The 19,214-nt window shown below is 62.6% G+C and carries 16 protein-coding genes; 5 read left to right on the top strand and 11 right to left on the bottom strand.

All coding sequences use genetic code 11. From position 1 onward, the window contains the following. Window positions 1-8: 8 nt before the first annotated feature. The 3 genes from K1X15_RS06605 to K1X15_RS06595 all read right to left on the bottom strand — a co-directional run bounded on the left by K1X15_RS06605 (window position 9) and on the right by K1X15_RS06595 (window position 3,496). Window positions 9-977, bottom strand: coding sequence for an ABC transporter substrate-binding protein (locus K1X15_RS06605; RefSeq protein WP_220306703.1), 969 nt, complete (start codon window positions 975-977; stop codon window positions 9-11). 96 nt (window positions 978-1,073) lie between these two features. Next, window positions 1,074-2,204, bottom strand: a complete 1,131-nt coding sequence (rlmC, locus tag K1X15_RS06600; RefSeq protein WP_220306702.1) for a 23S rRNA (uracil(747)-C(5))-methyltransferase RlmC — start codon at window positions 2,202-2,204, stop codon at window positions 1,074-1,076. Window positions 2,205-2,272: 68 nt separating this feature from the next. Continuing rightward, window positions 2,273-3,496, bottom strand: a complete 1,224-nt coding sequence (locus K1X15_RS06595) for an LL-diaminopimelate aminotransferase (protein ID WP_220306701.1) — start codon at window positions 3,494-3,496, stop codon at window positions 2,273-2,275. Window positions 3,497-3,914: 418 nt separating this feature from the next. On the opposite strand from K1X15_RS06595, the gene K1X15_RS06590 reads away from it, so the two are divergent. Together K1X15_RS06590 and K1X15_RS06585 are read left to right on the top strand one after the other, a co-directional pair. Continuing rightward, a complete protein-coding gene (locus K1X15_RS06590) occupies window positions 3,915-5,204 on the top strand; it encodes a glycosyltransferase (protein ID WP_220306700.1) in 1,290 nt (429 codons plus the stop codon). 67 nt (window positions 5,205-5,271) lie between these two features. Further along, a complete protein-coding gene (locus K1X15_RS06585; RefSeq protein ID WP_220306699.1) occupies window positions 5,272-7,305 on the top strand; it encodes an NAD-dependent epimerase/dehydratase family protein in 2,034 nt (677 codons plus the stop codon). Here the strand turns inward: K1X15_RS06585 and K1X15_RS06580 are convergent. The 4 genes from K1X15_RS06580 to K1X15_RS06565 form a co-directional block, all read right to left on the bottom strand. Beyond that, on the bottom strand, window positions 7,302-7,955 hold the full coding sequence (locus tag K1X15_RS06580; protein WP_220306698.1) for an SdpI family protein: 654 nt from the start codon (window positions 7,953-7,955) through the stop codon (window positions 7,302-7,304). The genes K1X15_RS06585 and K1X15_RS06580 overlap by 4 nt on opposite strands. After that, the gene (locus K1X15_RS06575) at window positions 7,952-8,221 is read right to left on the bottom strand and encodes an autorepressor SdpR family transcription factor (RefSeq protein WP_240549677.1); all 270 of its coding nucleotides are present in this window, start codon (window positions 8,219-8,221) and stop codon (window positions 7,952-7,954) included. The genes K1X15_RS06580 and K1X15_RS06575 overlap by 4 nt, the downstream gene beginning before the upstream one ends. 117 nt (window positions 8,222-8,338) lie before the next feature. Beyond that, window positions 8,339-10,765 (bottom strand): endopeptidase La, encoded by a 2,427-nt coding sequence (gene lon / locus K1X15_RS06570; RefSeq protein WP_220306697.1) that lies wholly within the window; start codon window positions 10,763-10,765, stop codon window positions 8,339-8,341. A 233-nt stretch (window positions 10,766-10,998) separates the two neighbouring features. After that, window positions 10,999-11,424 (bottom strand): Lrp/AsnC family transcriptional regulator, encoded by a 426-nt coding sequence (locus K1X15_RS06565; RefSeq protein ID WP_220307457.1) that lies wholly within the window; start codon window positions 11,422-11,424, stop codon window positions 10,999-11,001. A gap of 125 nt (window positions 11,425-11,549) precedes the next feature. Here K1X15_RS06565 and rocF point away from each other — a divergent pair, with 125 nt between their 5' ends. Then, window positions 11,550-12,521, top strand: a complete 972-nt coding sequence (rocF, locus tag K1X15_RS06560) for an arginase (RefSeq protein WP_220306696.1) — start codon at window positions 11,550-11,552, stop codon at window positions 12,519-12,521. 9 nt (window positions 12,522-12,530) lie between these two features. Beyond that, the gene (locus K1X15_RS06555; protein ID WP_220306695.1) at window positions 12,531-13,565 is read left to right on the top strand and encodes an ornithine cyclodeaminase; all 1,035 of its coding nucleotides are present in this window, start codon (window positions 12,531-12,533) and stop codon (window positions 13,563-13,565) included. 115 nt (window positions 13,566-13,680) lie between these two features. On the opposite strand, the gene clpX is transcribed toward K1X15_RS06555, so the two are convergent. The 3 genes from clpX to K1X15_RS06540 all read right to left on the bottom strand — a co-directional run bounded on the left by clpX (window position 13,681) and on the right by K1X15_RS06540 (window position 16,242). Continuing rightward, on the bottom strand, window positions 13,681-14,958 hold the full coding sequence (gene clpX, locus K1X15_RS06550; RefSeq protein ID WP_220306694.1) for an ATP-dependent Clp protease ATP-binding subunit ClpX: 1,278 nt from the start codon (window positions 14,956-14,958) through the stop codon (window positions 13,681-13,683). Window positions 14,959-15,132: 174 nt separating this feature from the next. Then, window positions 15,133-15,762, bottom strand: a complete 630-nt coding sequence (locus K1X15_RS06545; RefSeq protein WP_220306693.1) for an ATP-dependent Clp protease proteolytic subunit — start codon at window positions 15,760-15,762, stop codon at window positions 15,133-15,135. 252 nt (window positions 15,763-16,014) lie between these two features. After that, complete coding sequence (locus tag K1X15_RS06540) at window positions 16,015-16,242, bottom strand: hypothetical protein (protein WP_220306692.1); 228 nt, start codon at window positions 16,240-16,242, stop codon at window positions 16,015-16,017. Window positions 16,243-16,378: 136 nt separating this feature from the next. Between K1X15_RS06540 and K1X15_RS06535 the strand changes: the two genes are divergently transcribed. After that, window positions 16,379-17,635: a cytochrome P450 gene (locus K1X15_RS06535; RefSeq protein ID WP_220306691.1), complete on the top strand. Its 1,257-nt coding sequence runs from the start codon at window positions 16,379-16,381 to the stop codon at window positions 17,633-17,635. Window positions 17,636-17,684: 49 nt separating this feature from the next. Here the strand turns inward: K1X15_RS06535 and K1X15_RS06530 are convergent, their stop codons facing one another. Then, a complete protein-coding gene (locus tag K1X15_RS06530; protein ID WP_220306690.1) occupies window positions 17,685-19,052 on the bottom strand; it encodes a dicarboxylate/amino acid:cation symporter in 1,368 nt (455 codons plus the stop codon). Window positions 19,053-19,214 lie beyond the last annotated feature (162 nt).

Genomic DNA, 19,214 nt, shown 5'->3' with positions numbered 1-19,214 from the left:
GTGTGTTCTTAGTTCTGACCGGCTCTGACCGCGTCGGCGATCCGCTTGATGTATTGGGGATAGCCCCATTTCAGCGACAGGGCGCTGGGGGGTGAGATGGCATTGATCAATTCGGCGCCGACGACATGGGCGACTGCCCCCTGCTGGACCTGCGGGTGAAGGGCGATAACGGGATTGGCGAAGAATGCGGCATCGGCCTCGGGGGTCTCGAAATAGGAAACCAGCACATCAGCGGTCAGCTGCTCGAAGGTCTCGAAACTGAGTGAAAAGTAGAAGCTTTCGCCCTGGGCGAGTTCACTGACGCTGGGCGCCGAAACCAGACCGGCATCGACCAGGAATTTCACCCGGCTGTCCAGATCGGCATAGACCGCCACTTCGCCACTATATTCGGCGATGGCGGCGAAACTGGCGCCTGCGACCTCTGGGTATTTTGCCGTTTCATCGGCCATGAACTGTTCGAGTTCGGCTACCAAGGCCTCGGCCTCGGCCTTCTTGCCCATGGCCTCGCCGGTGATGATGATGGTCTGCTGCCAGGGTGTGCTCCAGGCGCTTTCGGGAAAGGCCACGACCGGGGCAATGCCGTTCAGCACCGCGTATTCTTCCTCGGCCAGGCCGGAATAGACGGCGATGATGAGGTCGGGCTGCAGCGCGGCAATGGCTTCCACCGGAGCATCGAAGCCCTCTGGCAGGATGGCCGGAAAATCCTCGCCCAGGGCGGTCACTGCCTCCTTGGTCCAGGCGAGCGCGCCATTCTCGTCGCCGCCATAGCTGAAATGGGGAATGCCCACGGGCACCTCGCCCAAAGCGATCACGGCATCCTGGGCAGCCCAGCCCCAGGTGACGATGCGCTGCGGCTTGGCCGGAATCGTCGTCTCGCCATAGGCATGGGTGATGGTGACGGGAAAGGACTGCGCCTGAGCGGCAACTGCCATGGCCAGGCCAATGACGGCGGAGAGGACAAGCGAGCGTATCGACATGGGTCACCTTCTGCGTAGAGATTGCCCTCCATACAAAAGGTGATTTAAATTGTCATGTATTATTTGGCAGGACCGCATGGCCGTGTTGTTCCGGCGTCAGCGGCGGGTGAGCAGCACCATGACTTCGGAATGGTCAGTCTGCGGGAACATGTCGAACAGGCGGATACGCTGTGGGGCGTAGGCGGGCATGGCGGCGATGTCCTGGGCGAGCGTCGTGGCATTGCAGCTCGAATAGATGATCGTCGGGACGCCCGATGCCTCAAGCACTGCGCATAGCCTGTCGCCGAGGCCACGGCGCGGCGGGTTGACGATGATCGCGTCGGGGATGTCACCGGCGGAGAGTGCCGTCGCATCGCCCACGGCAAAGGTGACATCCGCCAGTCCCGCTTCTGACGCGCTCAGCCGGGCCGACTCGACGGCCGGTGCGCTCACCTCGACCCCGTGGATTCGACGACCCGGCGCGGCAACATGGAGAGCGAAACCGCCGACGCCGCAATACAAGTCCCAGACGGACCGGGGCGCGACTTCGTCGATCCACGCCTTCGCCTGCGCATAGAGACCCGCCGCGACCTCGGTATTGGTCTGAAAGAAGCTGGCAGGCCGCAGATGCAGCACCAGACTGCCAAGGCGCATGGCGAGGGACTCGCCGCCGCTGAGCAATATCTCTTCGTCGCCCTCAAGCACGGCCTTGTGCTCGGGCAGCAGGTTGGCGGTGACGACCGCAAGTTGCGGCAGGTCGGTCAGGAGAGCGGGCAAGTGCTTGCGGATGCGGCCGAGCGCCTCGGTGGATCGCAGCACGAACCGCAGCATCAGATCGCCATCGGGAGATTGGGTCAGCAGCACATGCTTGAGTTCCCCGCGGCGGGCGGGGATGTCATAGGGGGTGATGCGGGCGCGAGAAATGAAGGCGGTGATCGGCGCGAAGGCCGCTCGCAGCCCAGCAGAAAGGATGCCGCAGCCGGTGAGATCGACGCCATGCTGGGTGGAATCGAGAATGCCGAGTGTCGGGTTGTCCGACGTGCCGCCGACAACCATCTTGGCCCGGTTGCGAAAACCGTGGGACGCACTGGTCATGGGCGGCAGCCAGACAGCGTCGGGCCAGGCAGCAAGAACTTCGCGCGCATGCGCCATCTTGGCCGCGAGCTGGACATCGTAAGGCGTGCCCATCAAGGTGCATGAGCGGCACGCACCCCTGTCGAAATAGTCGCATTGCATGGCGGCATTCATGGCTGCATCCACACGACTATCCCAGCGCGTCGAAGGAGGCGGGATCTCCGCCTCCCCACAATCCCGGCCTATTTGCCCGATGCGGTCAGCGGCACCACATTGCCCTGCCCCGGCTTGGAGCCGAGCAGTTTCTTGACGTTGCGCGCCGCCTGGCGGATGCGCTGTTCGTTCTCGACGAAAGCGAGCCGGATATACTGGTCGCCATATTCGCCGAAGCCAACGCCCGGTGCCACGGCGACGCCGGTCTCCTGCACCAGGAGCTTGGCAAATTCGAGCGAACCGAGATGGGCGAACTGATCCGGGATCGGCGCCCAGGCAAACATGGTGGCCTTGGGAACCGGGATGGTCCAGCCGGCGCGGCCAAAGCTTTCGACCATGACATCGCGGCGGTGCTTGTAGACCTTGCGAACCTCGTCGATCACCTCGTCCGACCCATTGAGGGCGGCGACGGCCGCCACCTGGATAGGCGTGAAGGCGCCGTAGTCGAGATAGGACTTCACGCGCGCCAGGGCCGCGATCAGGCGCTCATTGCCCACGGCAAAGCCCACGCGCCAGCCGGGCATGGAATAGGTCTTGGACATGGAGGTGAATTCGACAGTGATGTCGATGGCACCGGGCACCTGCAGCACCGAAGGCGGCGGGTTGTTTTCATCGAAATAGATCTCGGAATAGGCGAGATCGGAGAGGATGAAGATGTCGTTGGCCTTACAGTACTTGACCACCTCGGTGTAGAAATCGAGGTCGGCGGTATAGGCCGTCGGGTTGGCCGGGTAGTTGAGCACCAGGGCAATCGGCTTGGGGATCGAATGGCGCACCGCCCGATCGAGCGAGCGCATGAAATCCTCATTCGGGTCGGCCGGCATGGAGCGCACCACGCCGCCCGACATGATGAAGCCGAAGGAATGAATGGGATAGGTTGGGTTGGGCACCAGCACCACGTCGCCAGGCGCGGTGATGGCCGAGGCCATGTTGGCAAAGCCTTCCTTGGAGCCGAGCGTTGCCACCACCTGGGTGTCCGGGTTGAGTTTCACGCCAAAGCGGCGGCCATAATAGCTGGCCTGGGCCTTGCGCAGGCCGGGAATGCCGCGCGAGGTGGAATAGCGGTGGGTCCGCCCATCCTTCACGGTTTCCTGGAGCTTGGCCACGATGTGTTCGGGCGTCGGCATGTCAGGATTGCCCATGCCGAGGTCGATGATGTCCACGCCCTCGGCGCGCGCCTTTGCCTTGATCGGGTCGATATGGGCAAAGACGTATGGCGGCAGACGGCGGATGCGATGGAAAACTTCGCTCATTGATTCCTCGGGGCCCTGCGGGGCCGGTAGCTGACCGCGACGCGCAATGGCGCCACGCCTCGATTATGAGAGGTCGATTATCGCGGAATTATGGTTCTGGACGGGTTAAAGCGACCCTTTCGGGTCGAAGACGGAACATGTTCGGCTCTTCCCGGCCACCTTGTGGCCATCGGGAAGAGCTATCGGGCGCTCGCTGCAGCCGCGCGTGCCGCCACCGGCTTGCCGGCGAGCACTGCTCCAAACCATGCAACAGTGAACGGAGACGCCATGTCTCTTGCCCTTGCGAATTGTCTTCTGCTACCACACCCGCGCGTGGCCAATACCCTATTATGTTTTCCGACAAAGCTTGTAAATGCCGGTGCGGCTTTACATCTAGGGGTTTTGCTGCTGCGGCAGAAGAATTTCATCGGATAGGTGCATGAGCAAGCGCGTCGCTATCGCCACAATTGGTACGGCAGGTGATGTCAGGCCTTATTTGGCGCTCGCTCTTGAGCTCAAGAAGCACGGCCATGACGTCGTGGTGGGCACCAATTCCGACTTTGAGAGCCTGGTAACCTCCCACGGCATCGAGTTCCATAATCTCGGGACCAATATGCAGAACTGGCTGCAGGAATCGCGGTTCGACACCGCGATCAGCCAGATGAAGCTGCACCATTTCCCGCAATTGCTGCGCCAGGGCCAGGCCCTGGTCGAGCGCGCCGCGCGCAATTCCTGGGTGATGGCGCAGGGCGCCGATGCGGTGGTGGTCAATATCAATACCAGCTTTGGCATCGATATCGCCGAGGCGCTCGACATTCCCGTCATCATGACGGCGATGCAGCCGCTCAATCCGACCCGCGAATTTCCTGTCTGTGCCTATGAGGTTCCAGATCTGGGGCCGACCTTCAACAAGCTCAGCTATATCGCGATGAACATTCAGCAGGGCTACTACGACCTGCCGCGAGATCGCGTGCGCAAGGAACTCATGGGCCTGCCGCCGCGCAAGCGAGGGGGGCTGTTCCGGGACAGCAACGGCAACAACATCCCCACGCTCTACAATTTCTCCTCGATCGTATCGCCGCGCCCGCGCGACTGGCCCCAAACCGCCGTGGTGACCGGCTTCTGGTTCCTCGACGACAACACCAACTGGGTGCCTCCGGCCGACTTGCAGCGCTTCCTCGATGCAGGACCGCCGCCGGTCTATATCGGGTTTGGCTCGATGCCGTTCGGCGCGGACCGGAACACCCAGCTGCTCAAGTCCGCGCTGAGCCAATGGGGTGGCCGGGCCATCGTGTCGCGCGGCTGGGGCGGCATCAATGCGGACGATCTGCCCGATACGGTCTTTGCCGTCTCGGAAGCACCGCATGACAGGCTGTTCCCGCTATGCGCCGCCGTGGTGCATCATGGCGGCGCCGGCACCACCGCCGCCGGACTGCGCGCCGGCAAGCCGACTTTCACGCTTCCGCAGGCCTATGACCAGCGCTATTGGGGCCGCCGGGTGCGCGCCCTGGGCTGCGGCCCTGCCCCGGTCCGGCTGCGCGCCATAACGCCGGAGATCCTCGCCAACGCATTGCGCGAGCTGACCACCAACCCGGCCATGGCAGCCAATGCCGCTTCCATTGGCCGGGCACTGGCGGCCGAGGACGGGCTTGGAACTGCCGTCAGTTTCATCGAAGCCACCATTGACGCCGCCAAGGCGGGTGCACGCCGCTTCTCTGTCCCCATATGATCGTGATCGAATCGTCTTTACCACCGGGTCCGTCCAGCACGGATCAGATCCAGAAGGGAACTGCGCGGTGAATATCTGCCTGGTTGGCGCGGGGGGTGGGATCGGCCGGCAACTGCTGACGACCTTCTCTGCCAACCATGATGTGCGCCCGGTCTATCGCACCCTGCCCCGCACCGCCGGCGCCAATGCCGTCGCTTTCAACGACGAGGCGGGGCTCGCGAACGCCGTCGCGCATTCCGAGATCATTGTCCACGCGGCCCTCAATACCAAAGCCCGCGGTCGCGCCTTTATCGACACCAATCGCGCCGTCACCGAAGCGCTGCTCGCCCTTATCCAGCCCGGGCAATGCCGCCTGTTCGTCTATTTCAGCTCGCAGGTGGTGTATTCCGCGCTCGATCCGCACCAACACCCGATCCAGGGCGAAGACCTGGAACTGGCAGAGAATGCCCGCCTCGACGCCTATACCCGGCTGAAGCTGACTGAAGAACAGCGGGTGATTTCGGCTTGCCGCGACAAGGGCACCGACTATCTGATCGTGCGTCCCACCGTGGTGATGGGGCCGCATATGCAATGGTCGAGCGGCATCGTCGATGCCATGCGCTGGGCCCCGGTGGGGATCAGGAACCGCACCTTCAACCTCGTCCATGTCGAAGACCTCAGTCGGCAATTGCTGGCCTTGATCGAGAACGGGGTCTGCAACGAGATCGTCAATCTGGGCGATCTGGATGTGTCATCGGACGCCTATTTCCGTCATGCGGCGATGCTTGCCCAGCGCTCCATCCTGCTGGCCCCGAACTGGCTCGCGCGTGCCGCCGGGGGGCTGATTCCATCAACCCTCTGGTTCCTCGGCCAGAACGTGCAGGTGGACACGAGCAAGGTCCGCCGGCTGACCGGCATCACGACAAACCGGAACTTGTCGGAGTTCTTCGAGCCGCCCGCCCGCATCGTCAATGCCGACAGCCTCGAGATCATCCGCGGGATTGTGCGCGGCGGCCGACCCTTCCACACGATCGGGCGTGGTTACTTCCTCTGGTTCAACGATCGCCAGCGTACCGACCAGTTGGTGATGGAGCACTATTCGGGCGTCATCGGAATGGAGGGCGAGGATCTGACCGTGCGCGCCGGTACGACCCTGCGGGCAGTACTCGACCATCTGGCTCCGATGGGGATGAGCCTGGCCACCCTCCCCGAATTCGTGGATATATCGGCGGGCGCGTGCTTTTTTGCCGAAGTCCATGGCAGCAGCAACGAACACATTTCGCTCTATGACCTGATCTCGGCGATCCGCTATGTCGGACCTGACGGGGCTGAAGTGTACTCACGGCGCAATGACGACGAGTGGGACCGGCTCCGCGCCGATCCAACGATTGTCGTCACCGAAGTCACCTTCCGTTGCCAGCCCAACCAGCGCCTCGCCAATGTGATCGAGTGGCATCCCGACAGCCAGCTCGAATCCTATGTCGAAGGCGGCTATCGGGCCAATTTCAGCACGACGGTGCACTGGTATCCGCGCAGCCAGGAATTGATGGTCTACAATGTCAATCCGGTGGGCGAGCAGCACCCGCGGGATCGGGGGCCCTTCGCGCCAATGCGGGGCTCGCCGGCTCCCGTGCAGAAGCTGCTTCTGAGCCTGCGCCTGCGCGGCCGGCTGCGCATTGTCGGTTCATCCGAGCAGGTGCTGGCCCCGTGGACCAGTGTTCCGGCCAAGCGTCTCATCGGCAAGCTGTTTCGCGAGAGCCGTCGCCGCATTCGCAATCTGGAAGTGTGCGTGCCGGACGGTTTCGCGCCCGAGTTCTTTTCCCGGTTGCGCCTGAGCCTGCCCAATATGCAGATGCACCCTGGCCAGGGGATCGGGGTCCGCTTCACCCGTCAGCCCGAGACCGGCCGCGGCTTCGTCTGGATCGAGATGACGTCCCGAAACGCCGAGCAGATGCATGCGATGATCGACATGGCCAGCGAGGTTTGCGGCGGTTCGTTCTGGCTGCATAGGGGCAAGTACGTGCCGTCCTGGGTCAGCGTGGAACACCTGTTCATTCCCCGCGCGAGCGCGGGCGATATGGATGTGTCGACGGGTGACGCCGGAGCTCTGTTGAAACGCTAGCCTCGCGACCGCGCGGCCGTGTAGCTGATGGCGATCCCCGCCAGCAACGGCAGCAGGATGCACCCCAGGACCGCAAGCAAGAGCACGGCAGGCGCTGGGTTGATTGCAGCAGCAACAAGTGCAGTGACCCCGCCCAGCATCATCAACCTGCCGGTCCAGAGATGCGTGAGGCGCCAATTGGCAGGATCCCGCAGCGTCCAGGGGAGCCGAAGGCCGGCGATCCAGTTTGGCTGCGTCTTGGGCAGGTAGTTGCCCAGCACCAGTAGCATTGCTCCCATGGCAAAGGCGATGAGCCGGACCATATCGACACTTATGCCCTTGCCGATGGCAATGGTGGCGCCGCCCAGCAGCACGGCCAAGGCCAGGACAATGCTGATCGCCGCATCAATGGCGTGGCGCCCGGCTTCGAAGTCCCGCCGCAGGCCCGCAGGCCGCAGGATGAGCAGCAGTCCGACGACCAGTGCGGCCATGACTGCCGGCAGCAGCATGGCGAGCGGGGCCGGGGCAAAATTGTCCGGCTCGCCATTGATGTTCCAGTGGATCGGCAGGCTCACGTCGAGCGGCACCAGGAAAAAGCCGGCGATGGTGACGATGGCAACGGCAACGAGCAGGCCGCGATTGAGGGTGTTGAGGATGGGTTTGCTGGTCATTCCTGGCGATCCGCGAGATCAAAAATTCCGGCCAGCGCGTCTTCGAGCACGCTGGTGTTGAGGTGATAGATGAGGCTGGTGCCCTGCCGCTCCACGACGACAAGTTCGGCCTCCTTGAGCTTGTTGAAATGGACCGACAGCGTTGGGCGGCTGACCGCGAAGTGTTCGGCCAGTTCGCCTGCGCTCATCGGCCCCTTCTTCAGGAGCGCCAGAACCTTGCGCCGCAAGGGGTGCGACAGGGCCTCGAAGACGGAATTGATGCCCATAAGCCCTCTTTCGTTGATTCACTAATTAGCTGCATCGCTAATTAGCGTCAAGGCTAAATATCAGAAACAAAAATGGCGGCCCGAAGGCCGCCATCTCATATCAGGCATTCTTGCTGACTAGTGCGTTACGCTGGCGCCGGCATCCTCTGCAGGATCGACCTTGGCCGGGACGGCGGGTTCGGCATCGAAGTTCCACTCGATCGGTTCGGGCTTGCGCACCAGGGCACGCTCGATGACCTGGTCCATGCGGCTGACCGGAACGATCTCCATGCCTTCCTTGACGATGTCCGGGATCTCCTGGAGATCGCGGACATTCTCCTCGGGGATCAGCACCGTCTTGATGCCGCCACGCAGGGCCGCCAGGAGCTTTTCCTTGAGGCCGCCGATGGGGAGCACCCTGCCCCGCAGCGTGATCTCGCCGGTCATGGCGACATCATTGCGGACCGGGATACCGGTCATCACCGACACGATCGCCGTGGCCAGGCCGATACCAGCCGAGGGACCATCCTTGGGGGTGGCGCCTTCGGGCAGGTGGACGTGAATGTCACGCGTATCGAACATCGGCGGCTTGATGCCGAAGTCGATGCAGCGGGACTTCACATAGGCCTGGGCGGCGGTCAGCGATTCCTTCATCACCTCCTTGATGTTGCCGGTGACCGACATGCGGCCCTTGCCCGGCGTCATCACGCCTTCGATGGTGAGCATCTCGCCACCGACCGAGGTCCAGGCAAGGCCGGTGACCAGGCCAACCTGCGCTTCGGCTTCGATCTCGCCATGCTTGAAGATCATCGGCCCGAGATACTCGGCCAGCTTCTCTTCGGTGATCTCGATCGACTTGACCTTGGTGCGAACGATGTCCGTCACCGCCTTGCGCATCAGCTTGCTGATTTCGCGCTTGAGGTTGCGGACGCCGGCTTCGCGGGTATAGCCGCGGATGACCTTCATCAGCATCTCATCGGAGAGCACGAACTCGCCATGGGCGATGCCGTTTTCCTTGGCCGCTTCCGGGATCAGGTGCTGCTTGGCGATCGCGTGCTTTTCCTCCTCGGTGTAACCCGAGAGGCGGATGATCTCCATGCGGTCCATCAGCGGGCCGGGAATGTTGAGCGTGTTCGAGGTGGTCACGAACATCACGTCCGAGAGGTCGAAATCGACCTCCAGATAGTGATCGTTGAACGTGTTGTTCTGTTCCGGATCGAGCACTTCGAGCAAAGCCGAAGACGGATCGCCGCGGAAGTCCTGGCCCATCTTGTCGATCTCGTCGAGCAGGAAGAGCGGGTTGTTCTTGCCCACTTTCTTGAGCGACTGGATGATCTTGCCGGGCATGGAGCCGATATAGGTGCGGCGGTGACCGCGGATTTCGGCTTCGTCCCGCACGCCGCCCAGGGCCATGCGCACGAATTCGCGGCCGGTCGCCTTGGCGATCGACTTGCCCAGCGAGGTCTTGCCGACGCCCGGAGGACCCACAAGGCAGAGGATCGGGCCCTTGAGCGTGCCGGTGCGGGCCTGGACCGCGAGGTATTCGAGGATGCGTTCCTTGACCTTTTCGAGGCCATAGTGATCGGCATCGAGCACCTTTTCGGCCAGGGCCAGGTCGCGCTTGACCTTGCTCTTCTTGCCCCAGGGCAGACCCAGAAGCGTATCAAGATAGTTACGCACGACCGTGGCTTCGGCCGACATCGGGCTCATGCCCTTGAGCTTCTTGATCTCGCCTTCGGCCTTGGTGCGGGCTTCCTTGGAGAGCTTGGTCTTGGCGACGCGCTCTTCGAGTTCGGTGATCTCATTGGCACCATCCTCGCCGTCGCCCAGCTCGCGCTGGATCGCCTTCATCTGCTCGTTGAGATAGTACTCGCGCTGAGTCTTCTCCATCTGCCGCTTGACGCGGGAGCGGATGCGCTTTTCGACCTGCAGCACGCCGATCTCGCCTTCCATCAGGCCGATGACCTTCTGCAGGCGCTCGATGACCGAGACGGTCAGCAGCAGGTCTTCCTTCTCGGGGATCTTGATGACGAGGTGGCTGGCAATGGTGTCGGCCAGCTTGGAGGCATTCTCGATCTGGCCAACGGCCGCAACGACCTCGGCAGAGATCTTCTTGTTGAGCTTGACGTAGTTTTCGAATTCCGACTGGGCCGAGCGCGCCAGCGCCTCGACTTCGGTCGCGTCCTCGGCAGGCTCGGGCAGGATCGAAGCCTCGGCCTCGAAATAGTCCTCGGTCTGCAGGTAATTGTCGATGGTCGCGCGGTGCAGGCCTTCCACCAGAACCTTGACGGTGCCGTCGGGCAGCTTGAGCAGCTGCAGCACGGTGGCAATGGTCCCGGTGGGGTAGATCTGGTCGGGCGCCGGATCATCATCCTGCGCGTTCTTCTGCGTCACGACGAGAATGTGCTTGTCGTCGCGCATGACTTCTTCAAGCGCCTTGACCGATTTCTCGCGTCCGACGAACAGCGGCACGATCATGCCGGGGAAGACCACGATGTCGCGCAGTGGGAGGACCGGGTAAACCCGATCCCGGCTTGTTTCGCCGGTGGAGGTAACTTCCGACATCACATTTCCTTTCCGGGGCGCGCCGGAGGGAGGAAAAGACTGCGCGCCCGTATTGCGACTGCCCAATCATCGAAGGCTGGGCGATTCAGGTTAATAAATAGGGTGGACCGCCCCGCCCGCAAGTCAAGCTTTGCGCTTTTGTGACCGTTACGACCGCTACGCACAGGAGATATGTGCCAGCACCGGAAACATGGCTGTGCCCTGGGGGCGAATTTGCATGTGGACGGGCCCTGTCAGGACGCGGCCTTGCGGGCCTTGAGCAAGATGGAGGTATCGGTGGCGCCAATGCCATCGATCTGGCGGATGGTCCGCAGCAGGTCGTCGAAGGCGGCGACGTCTGCGGCCTCGAGTTCGGCCACATAGTCCCACCTGCCATTGGTGGTGTGCAACTGGCGCAGTTCGGGGATGCCCATGAGACGCTTGAGCACCGCATCCTCCCGCTTGGTCTCGACCTCGATCATGGTGATGGCCCGCACGCCGTGGCTCTGGGCAGCAGCCGTCACCACCGTGAAGCCGGCAATGGCGCCGCCCTCCACCAGGCGGTCCAGCCGCGCCTTGGCGGTGGCGCGCGAGACGCCGAGATGCGCCGCGAGCTTGGCAATCGGCAGCCGTGCATTGCTGCGCAACAGGGCGATCAGCCGGTGATCGAGATCATCCAGTACCATTTCGCACAGCCTCGCTTATCACTGTGATCAATTTTGTGTTCAATCTTTGCATGTTTCCGTCTTTTCGTCACCACCTGGCGGACGCAAACTGAGGAGGAGACAAAAAAGGGAGCACCGGGATGGACCCAAGCCTCAAGCGCATCGACCTGATCGGCATACCAACCGACGCTGGAGCGTCCTGCCGCGGCTGCGGCATGGGGCCGGAGGCGCTGCGGATCGCTGGCATTGGCGAGGCCATTGCGGCGCAGGGCCATGACGTCGCCGACCTTGGCGACCTGTCCCGCCCCCGGCGGAGCGAGCCGACCCTGCCCTGGCGACTGTCGGAGGCGCGCGAGGCAGAAGTGCTGGCCCTGGCCAAGCTCGGCAGCGAGGCGGCCTATGCGAGCATGGCTGCGGGGCGCCTGCCCGTGTTCCTGGGTGGAGACCACTCCATCGCCATGGGCACGCTGAGCGGCGTGGCGCGATACGGCGCGGCAAAGGGCAAGCCGGTCCATGTGCTTTGGATCGACGCCCATGGCGATTTCAATACGCCGACGACCTCGGAAACCGGCAATTTGCACGGCATGCCGCTGGCCCTGTCCTGTGGTGAGCCGGATTTCGGGCCGCAGTTCGAGGGCGGCTGGCGCGGCCGTATCGATCCGAAAAACGTTACGATCTTTGCGGCGCGCGATATCGACCGCCCTGAGCGCGAACTGCTCGAACAGCGCGGCGTCGATGTGATCGACATGCGGCGGATCGACGAGACCGGCGCGGTGGCACTGATGCGCGAAGTGCTTGAGCGCGTCGCGGCAGATGGCGGGCACCTGCATGTCAGCCTCGATGTCGATGCCGTCGATCCCGCCATTGCACCCGGCGCCGGCACGCCGGTGGCAGGCGGGCTCACCTTCCGCGAGGCGCATCTGGCCATGGAGATGATCCATGACAGCGGCCTGATGGGGTCGCTCGACATTGTCGAGCTCAATCCCATTCTCGATCACGCCGGGATGAGCGCGCGGCTGCTGGTGGACCTCGCGGCAAGCCTGTTCGGCCGCCAGATCATGCCCCGCCGGATCGCGCGCGACGCGCTGACGGCCCAGAGCAGCAATGGATAGGAGAGAACCATGACCCAGTTCGTCGGCGTCAACGACCTCAGCGAGATGGTCGGGACCATGGGTCCCCGTCGCTTCCTCAGGCGTCTGGTGGATTACCTGTCCGAGGATTTCGCCCGCTGGGAGATGTTCGACAAGGTGGCGCGGGTCGCCAGCCATTCTCCGATCGGCGTGATCGAGTTGATGCCGACCAGTGACGGGACGCTCTACAGCTTCAAATATGTGAACGGGCATCCAGGCAATCCCCGGCAAGGCAAGCTCACGGTAACCGCTTTCGGCGTCCTCTCCGACGTTGCCACCGGCTATCCGTTGCTGATCAGCGAGATGACCCTGCTCACCGCGCTGCGGACAGCAGCCACCTCGGCCTATGCGGCGCGCCTGCTGGCGCGGCCGGAGAGTCGCGTGATGGCGCTGATCGGCGCGGGAGCGCAATCCGAGTTCCAGACGCTGGCCTTCCAGGAATTGCTGGGCATTCGCGAGGTGGTGGTATTCGACCCCGATCCCGCGGCGGTGGAGAAATATATGCGCAATGCGTCGGGCTTCGGCCTCACCCTGCGCGCGGCCTCGTCCGTCGAAGCGGCCGTGTCCGGTGCAGACATTGTTACCGTTTGCACGGCCGTCAAAGGCCGGCAGGCATTGGTCTCACGCGCCATGCTGAAACCGGGCACCCATATCAATGCCATTGGCGGGGATTGCCCGGGCAAAACCGAGCTCGACCGCGACATTCTCGAGGATGCGCAGGTCTTCGTGGAATTCACACCGCAGACGCGGGTCGAGGGCGAAATCCAGCAAATGGGGCCGGACTTTGCGGTCACCGAGCTCTGGGAGGTCGAGACCGGACGCAGGTCGGGTCGCAAAGACTCGCAGGCGATCACGGTGTTCGACTCGGTCGGTTTTGCTGTCGAAGACTTTTCGGCGCTGCGGCTGGTGCACGACTTGATGGAAGGCCGCGGCAAGAAGCTCGACCTCATCCCGGACTTGGGCAATCCGAAGGACCTCTTTGGGCCGCTGCTGGGCGAAAGTGAGACAGGCGCCGCCGTCGCCTGACCGTCCGGGCTGACCGGCAATCGTCGCTCGGCAATGCAGGAAACAATATCCCTTCGAATACAAACGAAAACGCCGGGCGCGAGGCCCGGCGTTCTTGCGTTCAGTTGAAGCAGGTTCAGGCCGTGGCCGGCGCTTCATCCTTCTTGCGCTCGGAATAGATGTAGAGCGGACGCACGTCCTTGCCCTTCACCACTTCCTCCGAGATCACCACTTCCTCGACGCCTTCGAGCGAGGGCAGGTCGTACATGGTGTCGAGCAGGATGCCTTCCATGATCGAGCGCAGGCCGCGGGCGCCGGTCTTGCGCTCGATCGCCTTCTCGGCGATGGCCTTGAGGGCGTCCTCGTGGAAGGTCAACTCGATCTCTTCCATCTGGAACAGGCGCTGATACTGGCGGACCAGGGCGTTCTTGGGCTGGGTCAGGATTTCGATCAGCGCCGGAATATCGAGGTCTTCCAGGGTCGCAAGGACCGGCAGACGGCCGATGAATTCCGGGATCAGGCCGAAGCGGACCAGATCTTCGGGTTCGACGTCCGCAAGCACCTGGCCGACGCGACGGTCATTGGGGTCCTTGACGGTGGCCGCAAAGCCGATGCCCGAACCTTCGCCGCGCGCCGAGATGATCTTTTCAAGACCGGCAAAGGCGCCGCCGCAGATGAACAGGATATTGGTCGTGTCCACCTGCAGGAATTCCTGCTGCGGGTGCTTGCGACCGCCCTGCGGAGGCACGGAGGCAACGGTGCCTTCCATGATCTTGAGGAGGGCCTGCTGCACGCCTTCGCCCGAGACGTCGCGGGTGATCGAGGGATTGTCCGACTTGCGGGAAATCTTGTCGACCTCGTCGATATAGACGATGCCGCGCTGCGCCTTCTCGACATTGTAGTCGGCCGACTGCAGGAGCTTGAGAATGATGTTTTCCACGTCCTCGCCGACATAGCCGGCTTCGGTGAGCGTGGTGGCATCAGCCATGGTGAAGGGCACATCAAGGATGCGCGCCATGGTCTGGGCCAGCAGCGTCTTGCCCGAACCGGTGGGGCCGATCAGCAGGATATTGGACTTGGAGAGCTCCACGTCCTGGTTCTTGCTCGCATGATGCAGGCGCTTGTAGTGGTTGTGGACAGCCACGGAGAGGACGCGCTTGGCGCGGCTCTGGCCGATGACGTAGTCATCCAGCACCTTGCAGATTTCTGCAGGGGTTGGCACGCCCTCGGAGGACTTGACCATGGAGGTCTTGTTCTCTTCGCGGATGATGTCCATGCACAGCTCGACGCATTCATCGCAGATGAACACTGTCGGACCGGCGATCAGCTTGCGCACTTCGTGCTGCGACTTGCCGCAGAACGAGCAGTAAAGCGTGTTCTTGGAGGTTTCGCCGTTGGTGGTCTCTTTGGACATCCAGTCACTCCCGGGAGCTGAGCGCCCCCAAATTCAAGCGTTAACAGGCAGGCTAACGCTCAAGGCATAAAGAAAGTCTAAGCCGAAACGACCTTAAAGGCCGTTCCGGCTCGGTGCAATTGCGCTTGGATCACAGTCCACGGCGCATCAGCATTGTGCTTAACGTGACCCAAGTCAGGCGGAGGCCTCCGGCACGGCGCGCTTTTCCATCACGTTGTCGATCAGCCCGAAGGCCTTGGCCTCTTCGGGGGACAGGAAGCGATCGCGCTCGAGAGCGTTCTCGATTTCTTCGTAGGTCCGGCCGGTGTGCTTCTCATAAATCTGATTAAGACGGCGCTTCAAGCCCTCGACTTCCTTGGCATGAATCAGGATGTCGGTGACCTGACCCTGGAAGCCGCCGGAGGGCTGGTGGACCATGACGCGCGAGTTCGGCAGGCTCGAACGCATACCGGCTTCACCGGCTGCGAGCAGCAGCGAGCCCATCGATGCCGCCTGGCCCATGACCATGGTGGCGACGGCCGGGCGGATGAATTGCATGGTGTCGTAGATGGAAAGACCAGCCGTCACCACGCCGCCGGGCGAGTTGATGTACATGGCGATTTCCTTCTTCGGGTTCTCTGATTCGAGAAACAGAAGCTGGGCGACGATCAGCGAGGCCATGTTGTCCTCGACCACGCCGGTCACGAAGATGATGCGTTCGCGCAGGAGGCGCGAATAGATGTCGAAGGCGCGTTCGCCGCGGTTCGACTGCTCGACCACCATGGGAACGAGCGTGTTCATGTAAAGATCGTGCGGATCCCGCATATTTTGCCCCTTGGCCATGCCCCGGGTCGCGGACCGGATGGCAGGCTTGGTTGTTTGGACATGCCCCCTGCCCCGAACGCGCATTGGAGGGACGGGGCAGCATGCCGGAAAATCGAATCGGCGCGACAGGCCGATTGCAGGCGACACCGCCTTAACGGGCGGTAAAGGCACAGATAGGCGGCAATGAGGCAGGCTTCAATAGTGGCCGCGCATCTTCCCGCCTTAGGGTGAATGGCATTATACCGCCTTGCATCAGCTGAAGCTGACGGCAACACCCTTCTTCTTGAAATAGGCCTGCATCAGCTTGCGGCCCTGGCGATTGGGCTGTGCCAGCTTGGACGTCTCGAAGGTCGCCTCCTTCACGCCCTCGCGGGCCATGGCACCCTTGAGGGCTGCGATATGAGTGTCAATGTCTTCATTGTCATTCCGGATCGAGGCGTAGATGGCGTCGATGGCCTGGGAATAGGTGATGTCGCTCACGGAAAATGCTCCTCGAAACTGCTGGCTTCTTCCCTAGCGATTTTTTCGGCCTGAGCAAGGCAGGAGGACGTAGGCAGGCGCGGCCGGACACTCTAGATTTGACCAATCGATCAAAAGAGACAGCCCCGCCCAGACCATGGCCGCCATTATCCAAGTCAAGCCGATCACCGATATTGCCCCGCATCTGAAAGCAAGCGCGCAGCCGCAGGATCCCCTTTTCTACCAGAACCCCTACCCGTTCTACGCGCGTCAGCACGCGAGCCATCCGGCCTTCTTCTGGGAGGAGTACGGGCATTGGTGCTTTGCCGATTTCAAGTCTGTCAGCGCATTGTTGCGGGACAAGCGGTTCGGCCGCGATATCCTGCATGTGGCGACGCGCGCGGAAATCGGTCTGCCCGAGCCCAAGCCGCACGTGGCCGACTTCGACCTGACCGAGAAATATTCGCTGCTCAACCTCGAAGCGCCGGCGCATACGCGGCTGCGGACGCTGGTCAACCGGGCCTTCGTGTCGCGGCAAGTGGAGCAGTTGCGGCCGAGAATCCGGCAATTGGCCCATGAGCTTATCGACGGATTTGAAGAAAGCGATTCCGTTGACCTGATCAAATCCTTCGCCGCGCCGATTCCGGCCATCGTCATTGCCGAAATGATCGGTCTGCCGGCCGAGATGGCGCCGCAATTGCTCAACTGGTCCAACCGCATGGTGACCATGTACATGTACAATGTCACCCGCGAGACCGAGTTGGACGCCAACCAGGCGGCCGCCGATTTCATGGCCTATCTCCACGACGTCATCGCGGAACGGCGCAAGGCACCGCGCGAGGACCTGCTCACCCACATGCTGACCACTGATCGCGATGGCGACGTGCTCAGCGACGAGGAGGTGATGTCCACCGCCATCCTGCTGCTCAATGCCGGGCATGAGGCGACGGTGCACACAACCGGCAATGGCGTGAAATCCATTCTCGAAAGCGGTCTCGACCCGCAGGCCCTGTTCGCGACCCCGGCGCAGGCAGAGGCCACCGTGGAAGAATGCCTGCGCTTCGACGCGCCGCTGCATCTGTTCACCCGCTATGCGCTGATGGACATGGACTATGAGGGGATTTCGCTGCGCAAGGGCGACGTGGTCGGGCTGATGCTGGGGGCCGCCAATCGGGATCCGGCGCGCTTTGCCCATGCTGACCGGTTCGACCCGTTCCGGACCGATGGCGCCAATGTCAGCTTTGGCGCCGGCATTCATTTCTGCATCGGCGCACCATTGGCGCGGATCGAGTTGCAAGAAGCCATGCGCGTCCTGTTCGAGCGGCTACCCAAGCTCCGGATCGTCGAGCCGCCACGATACGGCAATGTCTATCATTTCCATGGGCTGGAAAAGCTGATGGTGGGTTGGAAATGAAAAAGGGGAGGCAAGCGCCTCCCCTTCTCCTTGATGCTTCGCCCACGGCTTATTCGGCCGGGACTGCCTCCACGTCGAGGTCCTCGATGGCCTTGCCATTGTCGTAGATGGCCTGGTTGAGCATGCCCTGTCGCTTGGCGACGATGGTCGGGACCAGCGCCTGGCCGGCAACGTTCACCGCCGTGCGGCCCATGTCGAGGATCGGGTCGATCGCCAGCAGCAGGCCGACGCCTTCGAGCGGCAGGCCAAGGGTGGACAGGGTCAGCGTCAGCATGACGGTGGCGCCGGTGAGGCCCGCGGTGGCGGCCGAACCGATGACCGACACGAAAATGATCAGCAGATAATGCTGCAGTTCGAGCGGCACGCCGAAGAACTGGGCCACGAAGATGGCCGAGATCGCCGGGTAGATGGCCGCGCAACCATCCATCTTGGTGGTGGCGCCGAGCGGCACGGCGAAGGCGGCGTATTCGCGCGGCACGCCCAGGTTCTTTTCCGTCACGCGCTCGGTCACCGGCAGGGTGCCGATGGAGGAGCGGGAGACAAAGGCGAGCTGGATAGCGGGCCAGGCGCTCTGGAAATAGCGGATGGGGTTGAGGCCATGGGCCTGCAGCAGCACCGGATAGACGACGAACAGCACGAGGAAGAGGCCGATATAGATGGCTGCAGCATACCAGCCCAGCTGGGCCAGCGCGTCCCAGCCATAGACGGCCACGGCATTGCCCAAGAGACCGATCGTGCCGATCGGAGTGAGGCGGATGACCCACCACAGGACCTTGTGGATGACCTTGAGGAAGGAGCGGTTGAACGCCAGGAAGGGATCGGCGGCGGGGCCGACGCGCAGGGCGGCGACACCGACCACGATGGAAATGATGAGGATTTGCAGGACGTTGAAGCTGAGGCTCGTGGTCGCCCCGCTATCGCCAACGCGGGTCGATGCCTGCAGGCCGATGAAGTTGGACGGGATCAGACCCTTGAGGAAATCGAGCCAGGACCCCGTTGATGAAGGCGCGCGGGCCGCCGCTTCGGTCACCGCGGTATTGAGACCCGGCTGGATGATCAGGCCCAGTGCGATGCCGATGGCAACGGCGATGAGCGCGGTGATGGCGAACCAGAGAAGCGTCTGCCAGACCAGCTTGGCGGCGTTCTGCAGCTCGCGGAGATTGGCGATGGAGGCGACGATGGCGGTGAAGACCAGCACCGGCACCAATGCCCGCAACAGCGAAACGAAGGACGAACCCACGGTGGCGAGAGTCTGGGTCAGCCAATTCGCACCGCCAGCGGCGTCGGGCCCCATGGATCGGGCAATGAAGCCGAGAATGAGGCCGATGACCATGGCGGCCAGGACCTGAAAACCGAAATTGCGGTAAAGCGGCTTGGGCGCGCGCGGGGCGGCGCCGGAGGAAACAGTCGTCGGCATTTTGAGAGGCCTTTCATGGACCGGAGACTCAATGCCCAAATATTGAGCGCAAAGCCTCACAATTGACCAGATACTAGGCCTCGACTGCTGTGAATTCAGCGCATGGCATTGCGTTTTGGCGCCGGGGAAGAAGATTTTTCTGCTTCCAGCCCGCCGTTTACG

Origin of the sequence: Devosia salina (genome assembly GCF_019504385.1) — a bacterium.
Lineage (GTDB): Bacteria > Pseudomonadota > Alphaproteobacteria > Rhizobiales > Devosiaceae > Devosia > Devosia salina.
The sequence above is the reverse complement of the archived record's forward strand: the minus strand, read 5'-3'. Positions and strand labels throughout refer to the sequence as shown.